Source organism: Cellulomonas sp. PhB150 (assembly GCF_003755175.1).
Lineage (GTDB): Bacteria > Actinomycetota > Actinomycetes > Actinomycetales > Cellulomonadaceae > Cellulomonas.
Genome location: NZ_RKHX01000005.1, coordinates 235,397 through 255,329, shown reverse-complemented (window position 1 = coordinate 255,329; position 19,933 = coordinate 235,397). Strand labels below are relative to the sequence as shown.

The following is a 19,933-nucleotide window of genomic DNA, read 5'->3' as shown; positions in this document are numbered from 1 at the left end:
CGGCGGCCTCAGACCACCTCGACTTGGGGAGCCACGGTGACCACCACCGGCACGTCGTCCAGCACCACCACCACCCCGCGCAAGACGCGCGACGTCGCCCCCGTGGTCTCCACGGCCGACGCCATCGACCAGCTGGTCGCGAACGCCACCAAGGCGCTCGCCGAGTACGCCCGCTTCACGCAGGAGGACGTCGACCAGCTCGTCAAGAAGGGCTCGGTCGCCGCGCTCGACCAGCACGGCGTGCTCGCGCAGCTCGCGGTCGCCGAGACCGGGCGCGGGGTGTTCGAGGACAAGGCCGTGAAGAACATCTTCGCGTGCGAGCACGTCACGAACTCGATGGCCAACCTCAAGACGGTCGGCGTCATCCACCGCGACGAGCTCAACGGCATCACGGAGATCGCCGAGCCCGTGGGCGTCATCTGCGGCGTCACGCCGGTCACGAACCCGACGTCGACCGCGATCTTCAAGTCCCTGATCTCGCTCAAGACGCGCAACCCGATCATCTTCGCGTTCCACCCCAGCGCGCAGGCCTCCTCGGTCGCCGCCGCTCGCGTGGTGCGCGACGCGGCCGTCGCCGCCGGTGCGCCCGAGCACTGCATCCAGTGGGTCGAGTCCCCCTCGATCGAGGCGACCAACGCGCTGATGAACCACCCCGGCGTCTCGATGATCCTGGCCACCGGCGGCAACGCGATGGTCCGGGCCGCCTACTCGTGCGGCAAGCCTGCTCTCGGCGTCGGCGCGGGCAACGTCCCCGCCTACATCGAGAAGACCGCCAAGCTCAAGCGCGCGGTCAACGACGTGGTGCTGTCCAAGGCGTTCGACAACGGCATGATCTGCGCGTCCGAGCAGGCCGTCATCCTGGACGACGAGATCTACGACGCCGCCATGGCGGAGTTCGCGATCCTGCACGCCTACCGGGCCACGCCCGCCGAGAAGACCAAGCTCGAGAAGTTCATCTTCGGTGTCGAGGCGGGCGGCGAGAACTGCGCGGGCGCCAAGCTCAACGCGAGCGTCGTCGGCCAGAGCCCGCAGTGGATCGCCGAGAAGGCCGGCTTCAGCGTCCCCGCCGACACCTCGATCATCCTCGCCGAGGTCTCCGGGGTCGGACCGGCCGAGCCGCTCACGCGTGAGAAGCTCGCGCCCGTGCTGGCCGTGCTGCGCGCGACGACCACCGAGCAGGGCATCACCCTGGCCGAGCAGATGGTGGAGTTCGACGGCCTGGGCCACTCGGCCGCGATCCACACGCGCGACCACGCGCTGACCGAGCGGTTCGGCAGCCGCGTCAAGGCGATCCGCGTCATCGAGAACGCCCCGAGCTCGCTCGGCGGCATCGGCGACATCTACAACGCCTTCATCCCGTCCCTGACGCTGGGCTGCGGCTCCTACGGCCACAACTCCGTGTCGAACAACGTCTCGGCGGTGAACCTCATCAACATCAAGCGCGTCGGTCGGCGCAACAACAACCTGCAGTGGTTCAAGGTCCCGGCCAAGACGTACTTCGAGCGCAACGCGATCCGCTACCTCGCGGACATGCCCGACGTGCAGCGGGTCACGATCGTCACCGACGCGACCATGACCACGCTCGGCTTCGTCGACAAGATCATCGACGTCCTGAACCGGCGCGGCGAGAAGGTCGCGCTGCAGATCATCGACCAGGTCGAGCCGGAGCCGTCCGTCCGGACCGTCCAGGCCGGCGCGGCGCAGATGCGCCACTTCCGCCCCGACACGATCATCGCGCTCGGCGGCGGGTCGCCCATGGACGCCGCGAAGGTCATGTGGCTCCTGTACGAGCACCCGGAGATCAACTTCTCCGACCTCAAGCAGAAGTTCTTCGACGTGCGCAAGCGCGCGTTCAAGTTCCCGGTGCTGGGCGAGCTCGCGCAGCTGGTCTGCATCCCGACGACGTCGGGCACGGGCGCCGAGGTCACGCCGTTCGCGGTCATCTCCGACCCCGACGCGGGCAAGAAGTACCCGCTGGCCGACTACGCCCTGACCCCGTCGGTCGCGATCATCGACCCGGTCCTCACGTCCAAGATGCCGGCCTCGCTGGCCGCGGACTCGGGCTTCGACGCCCTGACGCACGCCACCGAGGCGTACGTGAGCGTCTACGCGAACGACTTCACGGATGGGATGGCCCTGCAGGCCATCCGCCTCATCTTCGACAACCTCGCGGTCTCGGTGAACGGATCGCCCGACGACCCCGCCACCACGGACTCGCGCGAGAAGATGCACAACGCCGGGACGATCGCGGGCATGGCGTTCGGCAACTCGTTCCTCGGCATCGTGCACGCCATGGCGCACGTCGTCGGCTCGACCTACCACCTGGTGCACGGCCGGACCAACGCGACGCTGCTCCCCCACGTGATCCGCTACAACGGCACGGTCCCCACCAAGCTCACGAGCTGGCCGAAGTACGAGCACTACGTGGCCCCCGAGCGGTTCCAGCAGATCGCCGCGATGCTCGGCCTGCCGGCGGCGACGCCGGAGCAGGGCGTCGAGTCGTACGCGCTGGCCGTCGAGGCGCTGCGCGCCAAGGTCGGCATCCCGTCCTCGTTCCAGGCGCAGGGCGTCGCCGAGCAGGAGTTCCTCTCCCGCCTCGACGAGGTAGCGATGGGCGCGTACGAGGACCAGTGCGCGCCCGCCAACCCGCGGATGCCGATGATCGACGACATGAAGGCCCTCCTGACCGCGGCCTACTACGGAACGTCGCTGGAGGACGTCCGAGGCCGCGAGCGCGCGCACGACGAGGACTGACCACCTCCGCGGCGCCTGCGCTCCCCTCCGCGGCGCGCTGCTCGTGCTCGCGTCGACGCCCCGCCTGGTTCCCCGACCAGGCGGGGCGTCGGTTTGCCCTGGGACCCCGCGATACCGCACCGTGGAGTCCCTCGAACCCCCGTGGAGGTCCGCCGTGCCCCGCTCGCCCCGCCTGCTCGCCCTCGCCGTCGCCGTCCCGCTGGCCTCCGCCCTCGCCCTGGCCGGCTGCTCCGACGCCGACATCGACAAGGCTGCCGACCAGGCCAAGGACGTCGCCGCGAGCGCGCGGGCCACGGTCGACCGGATCAAGGAGAACGCCGCGAAGGCCGACACCGCCGCCGACGAGGCGCGCGCGAAGCTCGACGACGTGCACGCGACGCTCTCCGGCGCCGACGAGACGTCGAAGAAGGCGATGGCCGACGCGGACGCCGCCGTCAAGGACGCCCGGGCCGCGATCGACGAGGCGAAGGGCAAGGCGCAGGCCGACGCGGACGAGATCCTCTTCGCCGCGCAGTCGAAGGTCAGCGCGGCGCAGATCGAGCTCGACGAGGCCAAGAAGAAGGCTCAGGGCGCCGTCGCCGACGACCTGTCGTCGCTGTCCGACGCGCTGGTCGAGCTGCAGTCCGCGATGGACGGCGCGCAGAGCTAGACGCATTTCTTGCACGCCGATCGGGTGAATTCCACGCTCGTCGGCGCGGGACGTTGTACGTGGGGCGCGACGTGCCGATCTTGGAGGTATGGCCGCACGCCGAGAGATCCGTCGCCACCACCCCGTGGAGTGGTGGGTCGTGGGCGCGTTCCTCTCGGTCGGGCTCATCGTCGTCGCCGGCCTGGCCGCGGCCACCGGGATGTACTGACGCCCTAGCCTGGGCCGCATGACCTCTCGTTGGCGTGACGTCGCTGCCGCGACCGGGCTGCTCGACCCCGACGGCTCCGTGCGTGCCACCGTGTTCGCCGAGATGAGCGCGCTGGCCGCCCGGACGGGCGCGATCAACCTGGGGCAGGGCTTCCCCGACGTGGACGGCCCCGCCTCCGTGGCGCAGGCCGCGTCGGACGCGATCGCCTCCGGCGCCAACCAGTACCCGCCCGGTCCCGGTGTCCCCGCGCTGCGCCACGCGATCGCCGACCACCAGCGCCGGCACTACGGTCTCGAGCTCGACGCGGACCGCGAGGTACTCGTCACGACGGGGGCGACCGAGGCGCTGGCGGCCGCGGTGCTCGCGCTCGTCGGCCCGGGCGACGAGGTGCTCACGCTCGAGCCGTTCTACGACTCGTACGCCGCGGTGATCGCGATGGCGGGCGCCGCCCACACGACCGCGGCCCTGCACGCGACACCGGACGGCTTCCGCCTCGACGAGGCGGCCCTGGCGTCGGCGTTCACCGACCGCACCCGGGTCGTCCTGCTCAACACCCCGCACAACCCGACCGGCACGGTCCTGACCCGCGACGAGCTGTCCGTGGTCGCGCGCCTGGCGCAGCAGCACGACGCGATCGTGCTCACCGACGAGGTCTACGAGCACCTGACGCTGGCGGGGCCTGCAGGACGCCCGGAGCACGTGCCGATCGCGACGCTGCCCGGCATGGCCGCGCGGACGCTGACGGTCTCCTCGGCGGGCAAGACGCTCTCGTTCACCGGGTGGAAGGTCGGCTGGGTGAGCGGGCCGGAGCACCTGGTCACCGCGGTGCGGACCGTCAAGCAGTTCCTCACCTACGTCTCCGGCGCGCCGTTCCAGCCGGCCGTCGCGTTCGCGCTCGGCGATCCCGGCGTCGCCGCGTGGGTCGACGAGCTCGCGGCGTCGCTGGCCGCGCGCCGCGACCTGCTGTGCGACGGGCTGACGGCGGCCGGCTTCGACGTCGTGCGCCCGCAGGGCACCTACTTCGTGCTCGCCGACGCGGCCGGGCTCGGGTACGCAGACGGTGCCGCGCTGTGCCGCGACCTGCCGGGCCTCGCCGGAGTGGTGGGCGTGCCGGTGACGGCGTTCACGCACGCCGGCTCGTCGGCCGACGAGACGCTGCGCTCCTGGGTGCGGTTCACGTTCGTCAAGCGCGAGAGCGTGCTGCGCGAGGCCGTCGACCGGCTCGCCGCGCTGCGGACCTAGCCGCCGACGCCGCTCCACGCACCGCCGCGCCGGTACGCGGGCGTGGCCAGCGCGAGCACGAGCAGCGCGGCCGTGGCCGCGCCGACCATGACGGCGGCCATGGCCAGCGCGTCGCCGCCCAGCAGGCCGCTTAGCGGGCTGATGATGCCGCCGATCGCCGCACCGGTCGCGCCGATGAACGCGGCAGCGGTGCCCGCGATCTCGCCGTGCCGGGACAACGCGATCGCCGACGCGTTGGGCGGCGCGAAGTTCACCATCGCGAGGATGAGCCAGAGCATGACGAGCAGCGCGGGCAGCCCGCCGGCGCCGGTGATGGCGAGCACGAGCAGCCCGAGGGTGAGCGCGAGCGAGACCGGCAGCACCACGCGCACGATGCGGATGGGCGAGACGCGCTTGACCAGCACGGCGTTGATCTGGGCGCCGCCGACGAGCCCGATGCCGTTGACCGCGAACAGCAGCGAGAACTGGTGCGAGGTCAGCCCGTAGCCCTCCATCAGCACGAACGGCGAGCCGACGACGTAGCTCATGAGGATCGCGGTGCCCAGGCCGGGCATGAGGGCGAGCGCGACGAAGTGCCGGTCGCGCAGCAGCGTCGCGTAGCCGCGGGCCGCGGTGCGCAGACCGCCGTCGCGCCGACGCCCCGCCGGCAGGGTCTCGGGCAGGCGCCGCCAGACGACGAACCAGAGCACCACGCCGAAGACGCCGAGCGCCCCGAACACCGAGCGCCAGCCCCACTCGCCGGCGATCAGCCCGCCGACCGAGGGCGCGAACAGCGGGGCGATGCCGATGACGAGCATCAGGCGCGAGATCAGCCCGGATGCGTCGGCGCCCACGAAGCGGTCGCGGATGACCGCCATCGCCACGACCGTCGCGGCCGCGTTGAAGAAGCCCTGCATGACCCGGAGCGCGATGAGCGTCTCGATGGTGGGCGCGACGGCGCACAGCATCGAGGTCAGCACGTGGAGCGCGACGCCGATCAGGACCGGGCGACGCCGGCCGAACCGGTCCGAGAGCGGCCCGATGACGAGCTGGCCGACGGCGCCGCCGATCATCATCGCCGTCATGGTCAGCTGCGCCGCGGTCGCGGACGTGTGCAGGTCTTGGGCGACCTCGGGCAGCGACGGCAGGTAGATGTCGTTCGAGATGGCCGGCAGCGCGCACATCATGCCGAGGAGCAGGACGTACTTCGCGTTCGGGCGGAACGTGGGGGTCGCGTCGGTGGTCGCGGCGCGCACCGCGACCTGCTCGGGGGGGCTCTGCACGGTCATCGTCGTCCATGGTCGCACCGTCCAGCCGCCAGGACGAATCGATTCGATAAGACGTTCGCCACACGTGTCGGCGGTCGGTGCGAGGCTGGTCCCATGTGCGGTCGCTACGCCTCCTTCCGCGAGGACCAGGCCCTGGCCGACGAGTTCGCCATCGCGACCGTCGCCGACGACGTGCGCCTGCTCCCGCCCTCCTGGAACGTCGCCCCGACCGACGGCGTCCGGATGGTCGTCGAGCGGGCGGACAAGGAGACCGGGGAGATCACCCGCCAGCTGCGGGTCGCCCGCTGGGGGCTCGTGCCGTCGTGGGCCAAGGACCCGAGCGTCGGCAACCGGATGATCAACGCCCGCGTCGAGACGCTGGCCGAGAAGCCGGCGTTCAAGCGTCCCTTCGGCACCCGGCGCGCGCTGCTCCCGGCCGACGGGTACTTCGAGTGGCAGAAGCCCGCCGAGGGCGCGACGACCAAGCGCAAGCAGCCGTACTACCTGCACCCCGGCGACGGCTCGACCGTCGCGCTGGCCGGGCTCTACGAGTTCTGGAAGGACCCGACCAAGGCCGACGGCGACCCCGAGCGCTGGCTCGTGAGCGCGACGATCATCACGCGCCCCGCCCTGCCGGACCTGGCCCACATCCACGACCGGCAGCCGCTCATGCTGCGGCGCGAGGACTGGGACGCGTGGCTGGACCCGGCCGTGGGGCTCGACGGCGCGCGCGAGCTCCTCGAGGCCACGCCGCCGGAGATCGTCGCGACACCGGTCTCGACGCAGGTCAACGCCGTGGCCAACAACGGGCCGCAGCTCGTCGAGCCCGAGGTCGACCCCGAGGGCTGAGTCCTCAGTCCGCCCAGCGCAGGCGCACGGGCTGGACCATGCCGAGCCCGTGCAGCTCGACCGGTTCGAGGGGCTCGAGCACCAGGCCCGGGTCGTCGGCCAGGACGCGCGCCGTCTCGGTGTCGACGAGCACGGTGCTGGGCTCGGCGATGTCGGTGAGCCGGGCCGCGAGGTTGACCGTCGGGCCGAACACGTCGCCGAACCGGGACAGGATCCGGCCCCACACGAAGCCGACGCGCACGGGTGTGATGCCGCGCGCCCCGTCGGCCAGGCCGGCGAGCCGGACCACGTCGCTGTCGAGCTCGCGGCCGAGGGCGTCGGCCAGGCCCAGCGCGACACGGGCGCCCGTCGCGGCGTCGTCGGCCACGAACAGCACGGCGTCGCCGATCGTCTTGACCACCCGGCCACCCGCAGCCGTCACCACGTCGCGCGCGGCCGTCTCGAAGCGCTGCACGAACTGCGAGAGGTCGGTCGAGCCGAGGCCGGCGGTCCGCCGCGTGAACGAGACCATGTCCGCGAACCCGACCGCCCGGGCCAGCGGCAGCGCGGTGCGGTCCGGCCCCGGGTCGCCGAGCTCGGCGAACTCGGCGGCGTACCGGCCGGCGATGGCCGCGAGCTGGCGGCGGTAGGAGTGCAGCAGCTGGGCCTCGAGGATGGGGGCCAGCTCCGCGAGCCGGTCGAGGACCAGCAGGCGAGCGGTGGCGTCGTCCAGCTCGTAGCGCGTCGACATGTCCTCGACCAGCGCCTCGACCTGCCAGAGGGCGAGGCGGTCCGAGGTGTGGCCGAGGGCTCGGGTGAGCGTGATGACCGTGCGCAGGTCCAGCCCGCTGTCGCGGACCAGGCCAACCGCGCGGTCGACCGCCTGCGCGTCGCTCTCGGTGTAGACGTCGTCGTCGGCGTCCGCGTGCGGCAGGCCGAGGGTGCTCCAGAACCCGCGGACCACGTCGAGGCCGATGTCGGCCCGGTCGGCGAGGTCCTGCGCGGAGTGGGTGCGGGGGCCGCCCAGCAGCGCGGCGTCGATCTCCTCGACGGTGGACTCGACGGCAGCGCGCTCGGCGGCGTCGTGGGGGGTCGTGGGACCTTCGTCGGGCACGGGACGAGGGTAGTTCAGAGGTCGCGGACGTGGTGCACGTCACCCGCGAGCACGCGGTGCGTCGCTCCCGCGGCGTCGACGACCAGCAGGGCGCCGTGCTCGTCGAGCCCGGTCGCCTCGCCCTCGATCTCGGACCCGCCCGGCAGGCTCACCCGCACCTGGGTGCCGATCGTGCGGCAGACCGCCACGACGTCGTCGGCCAGCCCGGACGCGACCGCGTCGCCGTCGGCGTCGCGCCACCGGTCCGCGATCTCGGCCAGCGCGCTGACCAGGGCCACGAACACGCCCTCGCGGTCCACGTGCTGCGCGCCCGCGAGGGCGAGCGAGGACGCCGACGGGACGGGCAGCTCGTCGGCCGTCTGCGAGACGTTGAGGCCGATGCCGACCACCACCGCGACGCCGTCGGGTGTGGGCACCGCCTGGGCGAGGATGCCGCCGACCTTGCGGACCCGCCCCCAGCCCTCGACCGCGTCGTCCGCCGGCACCAGCAGGTCGTTGGGCCACTTGAGCACCGCGGGGACGCCGGCGGTGGCGCGGATCGCGTTCACCGCGCCGAGCCCCGCGAGCAGCGGCAGCCAGGCCAGGCGCTCGGCCGGCACCTGCGGGCGGACGACGAACGAGCAGGTCAGCGACGTCCCGGCGGGGGTCTCCCACGTGCGTCCGTCGCGCCCGCGGCCGGCCGTCTGGTGGTCGGCGACGAGGACGCCGACGCCCGGCCACGCCGCGACGTCCGACTCGAGGGCAGCGACGATGTCCGCGTTCGTCGACGCCGTGCTCTCGACCACCTCGAAGTGGTCCAGCGGGCCGTCCGGCGCCAGGAGCAGCGACCGCAGCTCGTCGGCGTGCAGGGGGAAGCGTCGGGGATCGTCGTCGGCCATGGGGCCATCGTCGCAAACCGCGCGCCCCGGTGGGAGTGCTTGGAGGAAACCTACGAGGCGACACCACCGAACCCGTCACCGCCCTGCACGCACTCGGAGGGTTCCGACAACTAGCCTCGGTCGGGTGACGCAGACGACCCCCGCGACCGCCCGCACCACCGCGGCCAAGATCGCCGACCTCGCCGAGCGCGGCGCCGCCGGTGACGCCGCCGAGCAGGCCGCCGCCGACAAGCAGCACGCCCGCAGCAAGAAGACCGCCCGCGAGCGCATCGAGGCGCTGCTCGACGAGGGCTCCTTCACCGAGATCGACGCGTTCGTCAAGCACCGGTCGGTGAACTTCGGGCTCGAGAAGAAGCGCATCGCCGGCGACGGCGTCGTCGTCGGCCACGGCACGGTCGACGGCCGGCCCGTGGCGATCTACTCCCAGGACTTCACGGTCTTCGGCGGCTCGCTCGGCGAGGTGCACGGCCAGAAGATCACCAAGGTCATGGACCTCGCGCTGCGCACCGGCGTGCCGCTGATCGGCATCAGCGACGGTGGCGGCGCGCGCATCCAGGAGGGCGTCGCGGGCCTGACCCAGTTCGCAGAGATCTTCCGCCGCAACGTCGCGGCGTCGGGCGTCATCCCGCAGATCAGCCTCATCCTGGGCCCGTCGGCCGGCGGGGCGGTCTACTCCCCCGCGCTGACCGACTTCATCGTCATGGCCGACGGCACGTCGAACATGTTCATCACCGGCCCGGACGTCATCCGCGCGGTGACCGGCGAGGACGTCGGCTTCGAGGAACTCGGCGGCGCCAACACGCACAACACCCGCTCCGGCGTCGCGCACTACATGGCCAGCGACGAGGACGACGCGCTCGACTACGTCCGCTCGCTGCTCGCCTACCTGCCCCAGAACAACCTCACCGACCCGCCGCTGTTCCCCTACGAGGCGTCGCTCGAGCTGTCCGAGGCCGACGAGGCCCTCGACACGCTGGTGCCCGACTCGGACAGCCAGCCGTACGACATGCGGACCGTCGTGGAGACGGTCCTCGACGACGGCGTCCTGCTCGAGGTGCAGCCGCTGTACGCGGGCAACGTGATGATCGGCTTCGGGCACGTCGAGGGGCACCCGGTCGGCATCGTCGCGAACCAGCCGCAGCAGATGGCCGGCACGCTGGACATCAACGCCGCCGAGAAGGCCGCCCGCTTCGTGCGGACCTGCGACGCGTTCAACATCCCGGTGCTGACGTTCGTCGACGTGCCGGGCTTCTTGCCGGGCACGGACCAGGAGTGGAACGGCATCATCCGCCGCGGCGCCAAGCTCATCTACGCCTACGCCGAGGCGACGGTCCCGCTGGTCACGGTCATCACGCGCAAGGCCTACGGCGGCGCGTACATCGTCATGGGATCCAAGCAGCTCGGTGCCGACGTGAACCTCGCGTGGCCCACCGCGCAGATCGCGGTGATGGGCGCGGGCGGCGCCGTCAACATCCTGCAGCGCGGCGCCCTCAAGACCGTCGCGGACGCCGGTGGCGACGTCGAGGCCGAGCGCCGCCGCCTGACCTCGGAGTACGAGGAGGCGATCGTCAACCCGTGGGACGCCGCCGAGCGCGGCTACGTCGACGCGGTCATCCCGCCGTCGGCGACCCGGGCGGAGATCACCAAGGCGCTGCGACTGCTGCGTACCAAGCGCGCGTCGCTGCCGCCCAAGAAGCACGGCAACATCCCCCTGTGATGTCACGTGACCTGCTGTGTGAGGATCGGATCATGAGCGAGCACGAGCACGATGACCAGCACGACCACGACGACGAGCACGACGAGGCCACCCACGGCACGGACCCCCTGACGGGCGTCGACCCGGCAGACCTGCACGCCGCGGTGGACGCGCTGGCCGCCTCGCTGCACTCCTACGTCGACACCGCGGTGGGTGTCCGCGCCGAGTTCGGCGCCCAGGAGGCCGACGAGGACCCGCGCATCCTGTCGCTCGAGTCCGAGATCGGCGGCCACAACGCCGCGCTGTACGACCTGCTGCACGCCCGCCTGGGCCTGCACGCGGACCTCACGGGCATGTCCTGGGGCGACGAGGAGGAGGGCGACGCCGACGCGGCGCCGGCCGAGCCCGACGTCGAGACGTTCCACGTCGGCTTCGTCGTGACCCGCGGCGCGTCCGCCGGCGACCGGACGCTGGACTCGGTGCTCGACGTCGTCGAGTCCGGCGGCGCCGAGATCGCCCAGGCGGTCGTCGACTCCGGCTTCGACGTGCACGAGTGGGGCGTCTCGCGCGGCGCACCCGTGCTGTTCGACGAGGACGCCGACGAGGAGGAGGAGTGACCGATTCGCACGTGCAGGTGGTGCGCGGTGCTCCCGACGACCACGAGCTCGCGGCCCTCGTGGCCGGGCTGATGTCCCGGTCCGCTCCCGTCGTCGAGGACGACCCCGCCGCGCACTCGGCCTGGACGGACAGGCGCCGGTCCGTGCGGGCTTCGGCCACCTGGGCCGCGGGCGGCGACTCCTGGCGCTGGAGCCTGCGCGGCTGATGTCCACCACCGGGTGAGGCGTCGGGCGGGCTCGTCCGTGCGAGAGCTCACTGACCGGCGATGACGAACGGGATCGGGTCGGACACGATCGAGAAGTCGCCGAGTCTGCCCGAGGAGCTGGTGTTCGTGGTGCCGTTCGTCCAGCGCGACGTTCCCCCGAAGGAGTCGGCTTCGAGCACCACGTAGGCCGTGTACGACCCAGGAGGGAGCCGCCGGCCGTCGGCGCACGAGCGCGCTTCGACGGCGGGCAGGTCGAACGGCTCGAACGGTTCGAGCCGGTTCACGTCGGCCGCGTCCCGGCCCGCCCCGTCGACGACGATGCGTCCGACCGAGTCGACGACGTAGAGCGCCGGCACCACGGTCGCGTCGCTGGTGCCGACATCGTCCGTCCTGACCACGACGGAGCCGCCGAGGGTCGGTCCCGGGCCAACCGCGACGGCTGACCCGATCGTCGCCCCCCAGGCCTCCGGGGTCGGTTCGAGCGTGTAGCCATCCGCACCGGACGGGAGTGCCTCGACGCCCGATCCGCACGCGTCGGTTCCCACGTCCACCGGAGCGCCGCCGGCGAGAAGCAGGGTCGTGCCACTGCCCAGCGTCGTGGCCTGGACCGCCCACGCCTCGTAGTGACCCGGCGGAAGATCGCCTCCACCCGCGCACGCCTCGAGCGGCACGCTGGCCGAGCGACGTACCGCCGCCGCGCCGATCGTGTCGTCCGCTCCGGCCGATCCGGGCACGGCGACGGTCGCCACGACGACGTCGTCCCGCACGACCATCAGGTGCAGGGCAGACATGGTCGCGGTCGTCGGCTCACCTTGGTACTCGCTCCAGGTCGCCATCTCGACCTGCCTGCCTCCTCGCGCGGCCCAGGCATGGAGCGTCATCTGCAGCGGGGCGTCGGCATCGCCAGACATCACGGGTGTCGTCGCCGCATCCGCGCCGTGGGCGCTCAGGTCCCACCCGCACTCCCCCGGCAGGGCATCGGCACGCGGGCCGGCCGTCGACGACGTCGGGCTCGGCTGCGCGGGGGGGACCGGCGGCGTCGGCTGGAGCGCCTGCGCACCGACGGCGACAGCCGCGCAGAGTGCAAGCGCGCCGGCGCCGACGGCCGCGGCGCGCACACGGTGGCGCGTCCGGATCCGGTGACTCATGACGCGCACCTCCAGTCCCGTCGGCTCGACGCGGCTCGACGCGGCTCGGAGCAGGTTTCCCAGGTCGTCGTTCACGTGGTCCTCCCCAGCACCCGATCGATCTCGACGGGGCCACGCCTCAGGCTGAGGGGCTGCTCCAGAGCCTTCATCGCGTCGCTCAGGTAGCGCTTGACGGCCCCGTCCGACAGCCCGAGCTGCTCGGCGATATCGCTCACCGTCATGTCCTCGTAGAAGCGCAGCACCACACAGGCGCGCACGCGGGGCGCGAGGGTTCCCAGTGCCGCCACGACGTCCGCCCTGTCGCTCACGGCGCCCTCGGGGCTCGAGTCCGACCCCTCACGGACGAGCAGGTGGCGCACGTCGCGCCATCGCCGCAGGCGGCGGTAGCCGTCGATGTACGTCGTCAGGATCGCGCGCCGCACGTAGCCCTCGACCGCTGCGACGTCCCGCAGGCGGGAGCGCCGGGCGAACGTCGCGACGATCGCGTCCTGCACCAGGTCTTCAGCGGCGGCGACGTCCCCCGTGAGCAGGTACGCGTGCCGCACGAGCGCCTGCCCGCGCACGCGGACCAGGTCGTCGAGCACGTGCTCCCAGTCGGACAACTGACTTCCCCTGTCTCGATGCCCGCGGCGGCCCCTGCGCGTCGCGGATCAGTCTGCATGCACCAGGACGACCGGGGGGTCGAGAACGTTGGGGCGATCAGGGGATGACGATCTTCTCCTTCGCCTCGGCGACCAGGTGGACAACCCCCGGCCTGCCGCCGGCACGGTCGACGGCCAGGTCGACGTACGCGCGGTAGGTGCCCGCGGTCAGCTTCTTGCCGTCCTTGCACGCCGTCGCGGGTTCTTCCCACGCCCGGCCGTCGCCGCCGCCGTCCGCCCCCAGGGCGATCGCCTGGATGCCACCTGAGGACCGGTGGGCCGGGACCGTCCCGTCGACGACGATGCGACCGTCGCCGTCCACCAGGTAGATGGAACTCGCGAACGCGCCGTCAATCGTGTCCCCGTGGTTGTCGATGGTGAGTCCGGCCGACAGCCGCTTCTTCGGGTGCGTCGCCGGGTCCACGTCCGGAGCCTCGTAGGAGGCGTGCGCCGTGAGCTTCGCCTCATCCGTCCCCTGCGGGAGGGCATCGGCGTCGGCGCCGCACAGCGAGACCGGAGCGCCCGACGCGATCTCGACGTCCTGTCCCCCACCGAGGAGCGTGACCTTGTCGCCCTGGGCGCCGTCCACGGTCTCGATCGCCCAGACCTGGTAGGTCCCGTCCGGCAGCGCCGCGGACTCCGGCCCGCAGGCGACCGGGTCGATCCCGTTCGTCGCGACCTCCGTGACCAGGGCATCGCCGTCGACCGCCTGGTCCGGGCTGGCGAGGCCTCCGTCGCCCACCTCGTCGCGGGCCACGACGGTGCCGTCGCGGGTCAGGAGGAGCGTCGGCTCCGAGGTGACGAAGCCCGCAGGCAGGTGCTTCTCCCCGATCGCGGCGACCGCCGTGTCGACCGTGATGCTCGCGGCGTCGACCGCCTGCCGCAGGGACTGCACGACCAGCTGGTAGTGCTCGTCGGTGCCGTCGACGCCCTTCGCGTCGGCGCTCGCGGTCCAGCCGCACTCGCCGGGCTCGGCCCCCTCGTCCGCGGTCGGCATGCAGCCGGAAGACAAGCTCGCCGACGGCTCGCTCGTCGCAGACTCGCTCGGCTCGGGGGTGGTGCCGGTGCCGGTCGGCGCAGGCGTGCCAGGCGTCGCGCCGCCGTCGGCCGACGACACCGCAGAGGTTGGAGGCGTCCGCGGTTCGGCGCTCGCGCTGCACCCTCCGAGCAACGTCGCGACGACGCCGGCGCTCAGCGCCAGCCCTCCCCATCGACGGGCCGTGCCTCTCGTGGACCCCTGCTCGACCAGCGCCATCACTGACATCCCCTCGTCGTCCGCGGCGCCTGCGTGCGACGCGGTTCCGTGTGCACGGACCAGGACGACCGGGAGGGCGAAAACGTTGGGTCGGCCCGTGTTACCCGCGGGTAGTGTCGGGGAGATGACGACGACGCGCCAGCCCACTGCGATCGACCAGGTCGCCGAGGACCACATCACCACCTACGCGGGCCTCGACCCGCTCGCCGCGACGAGCATGGGGATCGCGGGCCACGACCACGAGATGACCGACCACTCGCCCGCGGGGCACGAGGCTCGCGCCGACGCGGCCCGCGCCACGCTGTCGCAGCTCGACGGCCAGACGCCGGTCGACGAGATCGACCAGATCACCCTCGCCGCGATGCGCGAGCGTCTCGGGCTCGAGGTCGAGCTCGACGAGGCCGGCGAGCTGCTGCGGGACCTGAACAACATCGCCTCGCCGGTGCAGAACCTGCGCGACGTCTTCGACATCATGCCGACGGCCACCACGGGCGACTGGGAGAACGTCGCGGCCCGACTCAACGCGCTGCCGTTCGCGGTGGACGGGTACATCGAGTCCCTGCGGCTCGCCGCCTCGCGCGGGCAGGTCGCCGCCGTCCGGCAGGTCGAGCAGGGCATCGAGCAGTCCGACGAGCTCGCCGCGGCGGACTCGTTCTTCACGTCCTTCGTCGCCGGTGCGGAGCTCGACGACTCGTCGGCCTGCTCCCTCGTCCGTGCCGAGCTGGAGCGCGGGGCCACGGCCGCGCGCGGGTCGTACGCGAAGCTCGCCGGCTTCCTGCGCGAGGAGCTCGCACCGCAGGCGCCCACGCAGGACGCCGCCGGCCGCGAGCGCTACGCGCTGTGGTCCCGCGTGTTCCTCGGCGCGACGGTCGATCTCGAGGAGACCTACCAGTGGGGCCTCGAGGAGCTCGCGCGCGTGGTCGCCGAGCAGGAGGCCGTGGCGGCGGAGATCGCCGGTGCCGGCGCGTCCGTGGAGGACGCCGTCGCCAAGCTGGACGCCGACCCGTCCCTGACGCTGCACGGCACCGACGCGCTGCGCGCCTGGATGCAGGAGACCTCCGACGCCGCGATCGAGGCGCTAGCCGGCGTCCACTTCGACATCCCGGACCCCGTGCGCACGCTGGAGTGCCGCATCGCGCCGACCCAGAACGGCGGCATCTACTACACCGGCCCGTCCGACGACTTCACGCGGCCGGGCCGCATGTGGTGGTCCGTACCGCCGTCGGTGACCACGTTCAACACCTGGCGCGAGAAGACGACCGTCTACCACGAGGGTGTCCCGGGCCATCACCTGCAGATCGGCCAGGCGGTGTTCGAGCGCGCGACGCTCAACACCTGGCGCCGGCTGGCGTGCTGGACGTCGGGCTACGGCGAGGGCTGGGCCCTGTACGCCGAGCGGCTCATGGCCGACCTCGGCTTCCTCGACAACCCGGGCGACCGGCTCGGCATGCTCGACGGCCAGCGCATGCGCGCCGCGCGCGTGGTGTTCGACCTCGGCGTGCACCTCGGCCTGGCCGCGCCCGAGCGCTGGGGCGGCGGCACGTGGGACGCCGACAAGGGCTGGGAGTTCCTGCGCGCCAACGTCAACATGCCCGAGGCGTTCATCCGCTTCGAGTGGAACCGGTACCTCGGCTGGCCCGGGCAGGCTCCGTCCTACAAGATCGGCCAGCGCCTGTGGGAGCAGACGCGCGACAAGGCCGCCGCCCAGGGCATCGGCCTGCGCGACTTCCACGCCCGCGCGCTCGGGATGGGTTCGCTGCCGCTGGACGTGCTGACGAAGTTCGCGGTCTAGCGACGCACGACGAAGGGGGCCGCAGCGCGATGCTGCGGCCCCCTTCGTCTGCCCGTCACTGGAACAGCGCGGAGCCGTACTTGACGAGGATGATCAGGGCGACGACGACCAGCAGGCCGATGGTCACGAACCAGTCGTAGCCGTCGCGCACGAACCGCCGCGCGGCCGGGCCCGCCTTGCCAGGCAGCGCGATGTGTCCCTCGCGGATGTTGATCCGGGTCAGGCCGGCCCACACCAGCGTGGTGGTCACCGTGATGAGCAGGCACCACGGGCACAGCGCGTGGATGTCGGTGAGCGCCTGGTAGAAGAGCCAGTAGGCGAACAGGAAGCCGACCGTGTAGACGGCCTCAGCGGCCAGCATGTACCAGCGCGGGAACCGGACGTTGCCGATCATCGCGACGGCGATCGTGATGACGACGGCCTCGGCGGCGATACCGAGGAAGGCGTTGGGGAGGAACTCGCCGAGCAGGTGCGCCTGCCACGTGTCGGCGACCTTCGCGCAGTCCAGCACGGCGTTGATGCTGCACCCGAGATTTGCCTTCGGGTCCGCGGCGAGCTTCAGCGCGTCGATCGACAGCACGAACGAGGCGAGCAGCCCGAGCGCGCCGGAGATCACCATCTCGATCGCGGTCCGCCGCCGCCACGCGTCCGTGGGGGGCTCGAGCAGGTCCGGGTCGTCGTCGATGAGGACGTCGAGGTCGTCGTCGACCTCGTCGACCTCGTCGACCTCGTCCTGCCCGGGCGATCTCACGTCACTCACCGTGTCTCCTCGCTGTGCTGGCCGGGGCGGCCAGGCCACATTGTGCCCCGAAGTCCTGGGTGGCAGGTGGGACTTGGTCCCCGGTTAGGCTCCCGACGTGACCCGCCTGCTGCTCGCCTCCGCCTCGCCCGCCCGCCGCGCCACCCTCATCGCCGCGGGGATCCACCCCGTCGTCGCGGTCTCCGGGGTCGACGAGGAGGCCACGCTGGCCGCCGCCCGCGAGCGGTTCGGGACCCTCGAGCCGGCCGACGCTGTGCTCGTCCTGGCCCAGGCCAAGGCGCAGGACGTCGCGGAGAACCTGCCCGACGAGCTCGCCGACGCCGACGACCTCGTGGTGGTCGGGTGCGACTCGATGCTCGAGATCGACGGCCAGATCCTCGGCAAGCCGACCGACGCCGACGACGCGGTCGCCCGCTGGCACGCGATGCGCGGCCGGGTCGGCGTGCTGCACACCGGCCACTGGGTGATGGACGAGCGCGAGACCTCGGCCGACGCGCCCGCCCCCGGCCGGCTCGGCGCGGGCCACGGCGCGGTGCTCGGTGCGACCTCGTCGACCGTCGTGCACTTCGCGGACCTGTCGGACGCGGAGATCGCCGCCTACGTCGCGACCGGCGAGCCCCTCGCGGTGGCCGGCGCGTTCACGATCGACGGGCTCGGCGGCCCGTTCGTCGAGCGGATCGAGGGCGACCACCACGGCGTCGTGGGCATCAGCCTCCCCCTGCTGCGCTCGCTCCTGGCCGAGATCGACGTGGCGATCCCGGACCTCTGGACCCGCTGACGCTCACTGACCGGGCGCCGACACTCGCTGACCGGCCCGAGGTAGCCGCACTTGTGACGCGAGTGCACTCCTGATGCGATGACGAGCCTCAGCAGGCATCACCAGTCACAAGTGCGGCTATCTGGGGCCTGGTTGTCGTCACTCGACATCCCGCGAGGGCCGCGAGCGGCGGGCGGCGCGGCGTCGTCGGAGGATTCCTACAAACGCCAGGCGGACGGGCTTGGCCGGTTCCCCAATCTTGCGGGAGGACCCCCGTCGCGCACGGGCCAGCGGGGGGCCGCGCGTTACCGTGAGCCGTGCCCGCCATCTCCAAGGTCCTCATCGCCAACCGCGGTGAGATCGCCGTCCGCATCGCCCGAGCCTGTCGCGACGCCCGGATCGGCTCCGTCGCCGTCTACGCCGACTCCGACCGGGAGGCCCTGCACGTCCGGGTCGCCGACGAGGCGTTCGCCCTCGACGGCGCCCGCGCCGCGGACACCTACCTCGACATCGCCAAGCTGCTCGACGTCGCGAAGCGCTCCGGCGCCGACGCCGTGCACCCCGGCTACGGCTTCCTCGCCGAGAACGCCGGCTTCGCGCAGGCGGTCATCGACGCCGGGCTGACGTGGATCGGGCCGCCGCCCGCGGCGATCGACGCGCTCGGCGACAAGGTCAGCGCGCGCCACATCGCGCAGCGCGCCGGCGCGCCCCTGGTCGCCGGCACGCCCGACCCCGTCAGCGGGCCCGAGGAGATCCACGCGTTCGTCGCCGAGCACGGCCTGCCGATCGCGATCAAGGCGGCATTCGGCGGCGGCGGCCGGGGCCTCAAGGTCGCCCGCACGGTCGAGGAGATCGACGAGCAGTTCGACTCCGCCGTGCGCGAGGCGATCGGCGCGTTCGGCCGCGGCGAGTGCTTCGTCGAGCGGTACCTGGACAAGCCGCGCCACGTCGAGACGCAGTGCCTGGCCGACGAGCACGGCACGGTCGTCGTCGTCAGCACGCGCGACTGCTCGCTGCAGCGCCGGCACCAGAAGCTCGTCGAGGAGGCACCCGCGCCGTTCCTCAGCGACGCGCAGCGCGCCCAGCTGGTCGAGTCGAGCAAGGCGATCCTGCGCGAGGCCAAGTACGTCGGAGCCGGGACCTGCGAGTTCCTCGTCGGCCTCGACGGGACCATCTCCTTCCTCGAGGTCAACACCCGCCTGCAGGTCGAGCACCCCGTCACCGAGGAGATCAGCGGCATCGACCTTGTCCGCGAGCAGCTGCGGATCGCGGCCGGCGAGCCGCTGGGCTACGACCACGTCGAGACGCGCGGCCACTCCCTCGAGTTCCGGATCAACGGCGAGGACCCGGCGGCGAACTTCCTGCCCGCACCGGGCCGCATCAGCACGCTGCGGTTCCCGTCGGGCCCCGGCGTGCGCGTGGACTCGGGCGTGGTCGAGGGCGACAGCGTCTCGGGACTGTTCGACTCGATGATCGCCAAGCTCGTGGTCACCGGTGCCACCCGCACGCAGGCCATCGAGCGCGCGCGTCGCGCCCTGGCCGAGCTCGAGGTCGTCGGCATCCCGACCGTCGTGCCGTTCCACCGCGCGGTGCTCGAGGACCCGGCGTTCGCACCCGCGGATCCCGACGAGGCGTTCGCCGTCCACACCCGCTGGATCGAGACCGAGTTCACCGACACGCTCGCGACGCTCGGCAAGGCGCCGGCGGCGCAGCCCGACGAGGCAGACGAGGCGCCCGTGCTCGAGCGCGTGGTCGTCGAGGTCGGCGGCAAGCGCATCGAGGTCGTGCTGCCCGCGGCGCTCGCGCTGTCGCGCGGCGGCCGCCCGGCCCCGGCGCGCAGGCCCGTCGCGCGACGCAGCGGACCGGCCCGCGCGTCGTCCAACGGGACCACGCTGGCCTCCCCCATGCAGGGCACCATCGTCAAGGTCGCCGTCGCCGAGGGCGCGCAGGTCGCCGAGGGCGACCTCGTCGTCGTGCTCGAGGCGATGAAGATGGAGCAGCCGCTCGTCGCGCACCGCGCCGGTACCGTCACGGGACTGACCGCCGGGGTCGGCGCGAGCGTCAGCGCCGGGACCGCGATCTGCGAGATCGTCGGCTGAACCGCCCCTCGCCCCCCGCAGGGCCGCGCCAGCCCGGCGACG

Annotated in this window: 18 protein-coding genes; 11 read left to right on the top strand and 7 right to left on the bottom strand. The window is 72.6% G+C overall.

Annotated features, from left to right (window positions below):
* Window positions 1–36: 36 nt before the first annotated feature.
* The 4 genes from adhE to EDF34_RS16490 all read left to right on the top strand — a co-directional run bounded on the left by adhE (window position 37) and on the right by EDF34_RS16490 (window position 4,853).
* The gene (gene adhE, locus EDF34_RS16505; protein ID WP_370450088.1) at window positions 37–2,754 is read left to right on the top strand and encodes a bifunctional acetaldehyde-CoA/alcohol dehydrogenase; all 2,718 of its coding nucleotides are present in this window, start codon (window positions 37–39) and stop codon (window positions 2,752–2,754) included.
* Window positions 2,755–2,908: 154 nt separating this feature from the next.
* The gene (locus EDF34_RS17580) at window positions 2,909–3,403 is read left to right on the top strand and encodes a hypothetical protein (RefSeq protein WP_158615109.1); all 495 of its coding nucleotides are present in this window, start codon (window positions 2,909–2,911) and stop codon (window positions 3,401–3,403) included.
* An 88-nt stretch (window positions 3,404–3,491) separates the two neighbouring features.
* The gene (locus tag EDF34_RS16495) at window positions 3,492–3,611 is read left to right on the top strand and encodes a molybdopterin oxidoreductase (protein ID WP_118768232.1); all 120 of its coding nucleotides are present in this window, start codon (window positions 3,492–3,494) and stop codon (window positions 3,609–3,611) included.
* An 18-nt stretch (window positions 3,612–3,629) separates the two neighbouring features.
* Entirely contained in the window at window positions 3,630–4,853 is a 1,224-nt protein-coding gene (locus tag EDF34_RS16490; protein ID WP_123372597.1) for an aminotransferase class I/II-fold pyridoxal phosphate-dependent enzyme, read from the top strand.
* On the opposite strand, the gene EDF34_RS16485 is transcribed toward EDF34_RS16490, so the two are convergent.
* On the bottom strand, window positions 4,850–6,121 hold the full coding sequence (locus EDF34_RS16485; RefSeq protein ID WP_123372596.1) for a multidrug effflux MFS transporter: 1,272 nt from the start codon (window positions 6,119–6,121) through the stop codon (window positions 4,850–4,852). The genes EDF34_RS16490 and EDF34_RS16485 overlap by 4 nt on opposite strands.
* Window positions 6,122–6,214: 93 nt before the next feature.
* Here EDF34_RS16485 and EDF34_RS16480 point away from each other — a divergent pair, with 93 nt between their 5' ends.
* Window positions 6,215–6,949 (top strand): SOS response-associated peptidase, encoded by a 735-nt coding sequence (locus tag EDF34_RS16480; RefSeq protein ID WP_123372595.1) that lies wholly within the window; start codon window positions 6,215–6,217, stop codon window positions 6,947–6,949.
* 4 nt (window positions 6,950–6,953) lie between these two features.
* On the opposite strand, the gene EDF34_RS16475 is transcribed toward EDF34_RS16480, so the two are convergent.
* Both EDF34_RS16475 and EDF34_RS16470 read right to left on the bottom strand, forming a co-directional pair.
* A complete protein-coding gene (locus EDF34_RS16475; RefSeq protein WP_233575444.1) occupies window positions 6,954–8,042 on the bottom strand; it encodes an adenylate/guanylate cyclase domain-containing protein in 1,089 nt (362 codons plus the stop codon).
* Window positions 8,043–8,056: 14 nt separating this feature from the next.
* A complete protein-coding gene (locus EDF34_RS16470; RefSeq protein ID WP_123372593.1) occupies window positions 8,057–8,920 on the bottom strand; it encodes a biotin--[acetyl-CoA-carboxylase] ligase in 864 nt (287 codons plus the stop codon).
* Window positions 8,921–9,044: 124 nt separating this feature from the next.
* Between EDF34_RS16470 and EDF34_RS16465 the strand changes: the two genes are divergently transcribed.
* The 3 genes from EDF34_RS16465 to EDF34_RS16455 are packed head-to-tail and all read left to right on the top strand — an operon-like array spanning window position 9,045 to window position 11,439.
* On the top strand, window positions 9,045–10,637 hold the full coding sequence (locus tag EDF34_RS16465) for an acyl-CoA carboxylase subunit beta (RefSeq protein ID WP_123372592.1): 1,593 nt from the start codon (window positions 9,045–9,047) through the stop codon (window positions 10,635–10,637).
* A gap of 32 nt (window positions 10,638–10,669) precedes the next feature.
* A complete protein-coding gene (locus tag EDF34_RS16460; RefSeq protein ID WP_123372591.1) occupies window positions 10,670–11,233 on the top strand; it encodes a hypothetical protein in 564 nt (187 codons plus the stop codon).
* Window positions 11,230–11,439, top strand: coding sequence for an acyl-CoA carboxylase subunit epsilon (locus EDF34_RS16455; RefSeq protein WP_123372590.1), 210 nt, complete (start codon window positions 11,230–11,232; stop codon window positions 11,437–11,439). Before EDF34_RS16460 ends, EDF34_RS16455 begins: the two co-directional genes overlap by 4 nt.
* Window positions 11,440–11,486: 47 nt before the next feature.
* Here EDF34_RS16455 and EDF34_RS16450 read toward each other — a convergent pair whose 3' ends face one another.
* From EDF34_RS16450 to EDF34_RS16440, 3 genes are all read right to left on the bottom strand, one after another.
* Window positions 11,487–12,662 carry a hypothetical protein gene (locus EDF34_RS16450; RefSeq protein ID WP_123372589.1) on the bottom strand — a complete coding sequence of 392 codons (1,176 nt, stop codon included), beginning with the start codon at window positions 12,660–12,662 and terminating at the stop codon, window positions 11,487–11,489.
* Complete coding sequence (locus EDF34_RS16445; RefSeq protein WP_123372588.1) at window positions 12,659–13,189, bottom strand: sigma-70 family RNA polymerase sigma factor; 531 nt, start codon at window positions 13,187–13,189, stop codon at window positions 12,659–12,661. The genes EDF34_RS16450 and EDF34_RS16445 overlap by 4 nt, the downstream gene beginning before the upstream one ends.
* Before the next feature lie 97 nt (window positions 13,190–13,286).
* Window positions 13,287–14,225: a hypothetical protein gene (locus EDF34_RS16440; RefSeq protein ID WP_148076667.1), complete on the bottom strand. Its 939-nt coding sequence runs from the start codon at window positions 14,223–14,225 to the stop codon at window positions 13,287–13,289.
* A gap of 382 nt (window positions 14,226–14,607) precedes the next feature.
* On the opposite strand from EDF34_RS16440, the gene EDF34_RS16435 reads away from it, so the two are divergent.
* The gene (locus EDF34_RS16435; RefSeq protein ID WP_123372586.1) at window positions 14,608–16,275 is read left to right on the top strand and encodes a DUF885 domain-containing protein; all 1,668 of its coding nucleotides are present in this window, start codon (window positions 14,608–14,610) and stop codon (window positions 16,273–16,275) included.
* Window positions 16,276–16,330: 55 nt separating this feature from the next.
* Here EDF34_RS16435 and EDF34_RS16430 read toward each other — a convergent pair whose 3' ends face one another.
* Complete coding sequence (locus EDF34_RS16430; protein ID WP_233575443.1) at window positions 16,331–17,035, bottom strand: vitamin K epoxide reductase family protein; 705 nt, start codon at window positions 17,033–17,035, stop codon at window positions 16,331–16,333.
* A 97-nt stretch (window positions 17,036–17,132) separates the two neighbouring features.
* Between EDF34_RS16430 and EDF34_RS16425 the strand changes: the two genes are divergently transcribed.
* Complete coding sequence (locus tag EDF34_RS16425; protein WP_123372585.1) at window positions 17,133–17,813, top strand: nucleoside triphosphate pyrophosphatase; 681 nt, start codon at window positions 17,133–17,135, stop codon at window positions 17,811–17,813.
* 296 nt (window positions 17,814–18,109) lie between these two features.
* Window positions 18,110–19,891: a biotin carboxylase N-terminal domain-containing protein gene (locus EDF34_RS16420; protein WP_123372584.1), complete on the top strand. Its 1,782-nt coding sequence runs from the start codon at window positions 18,110–18,112 to the stop codon at window positions 19,889–19,891.
* Window positions 19,892–19,933: the final 42 nt, after the last annotated feature.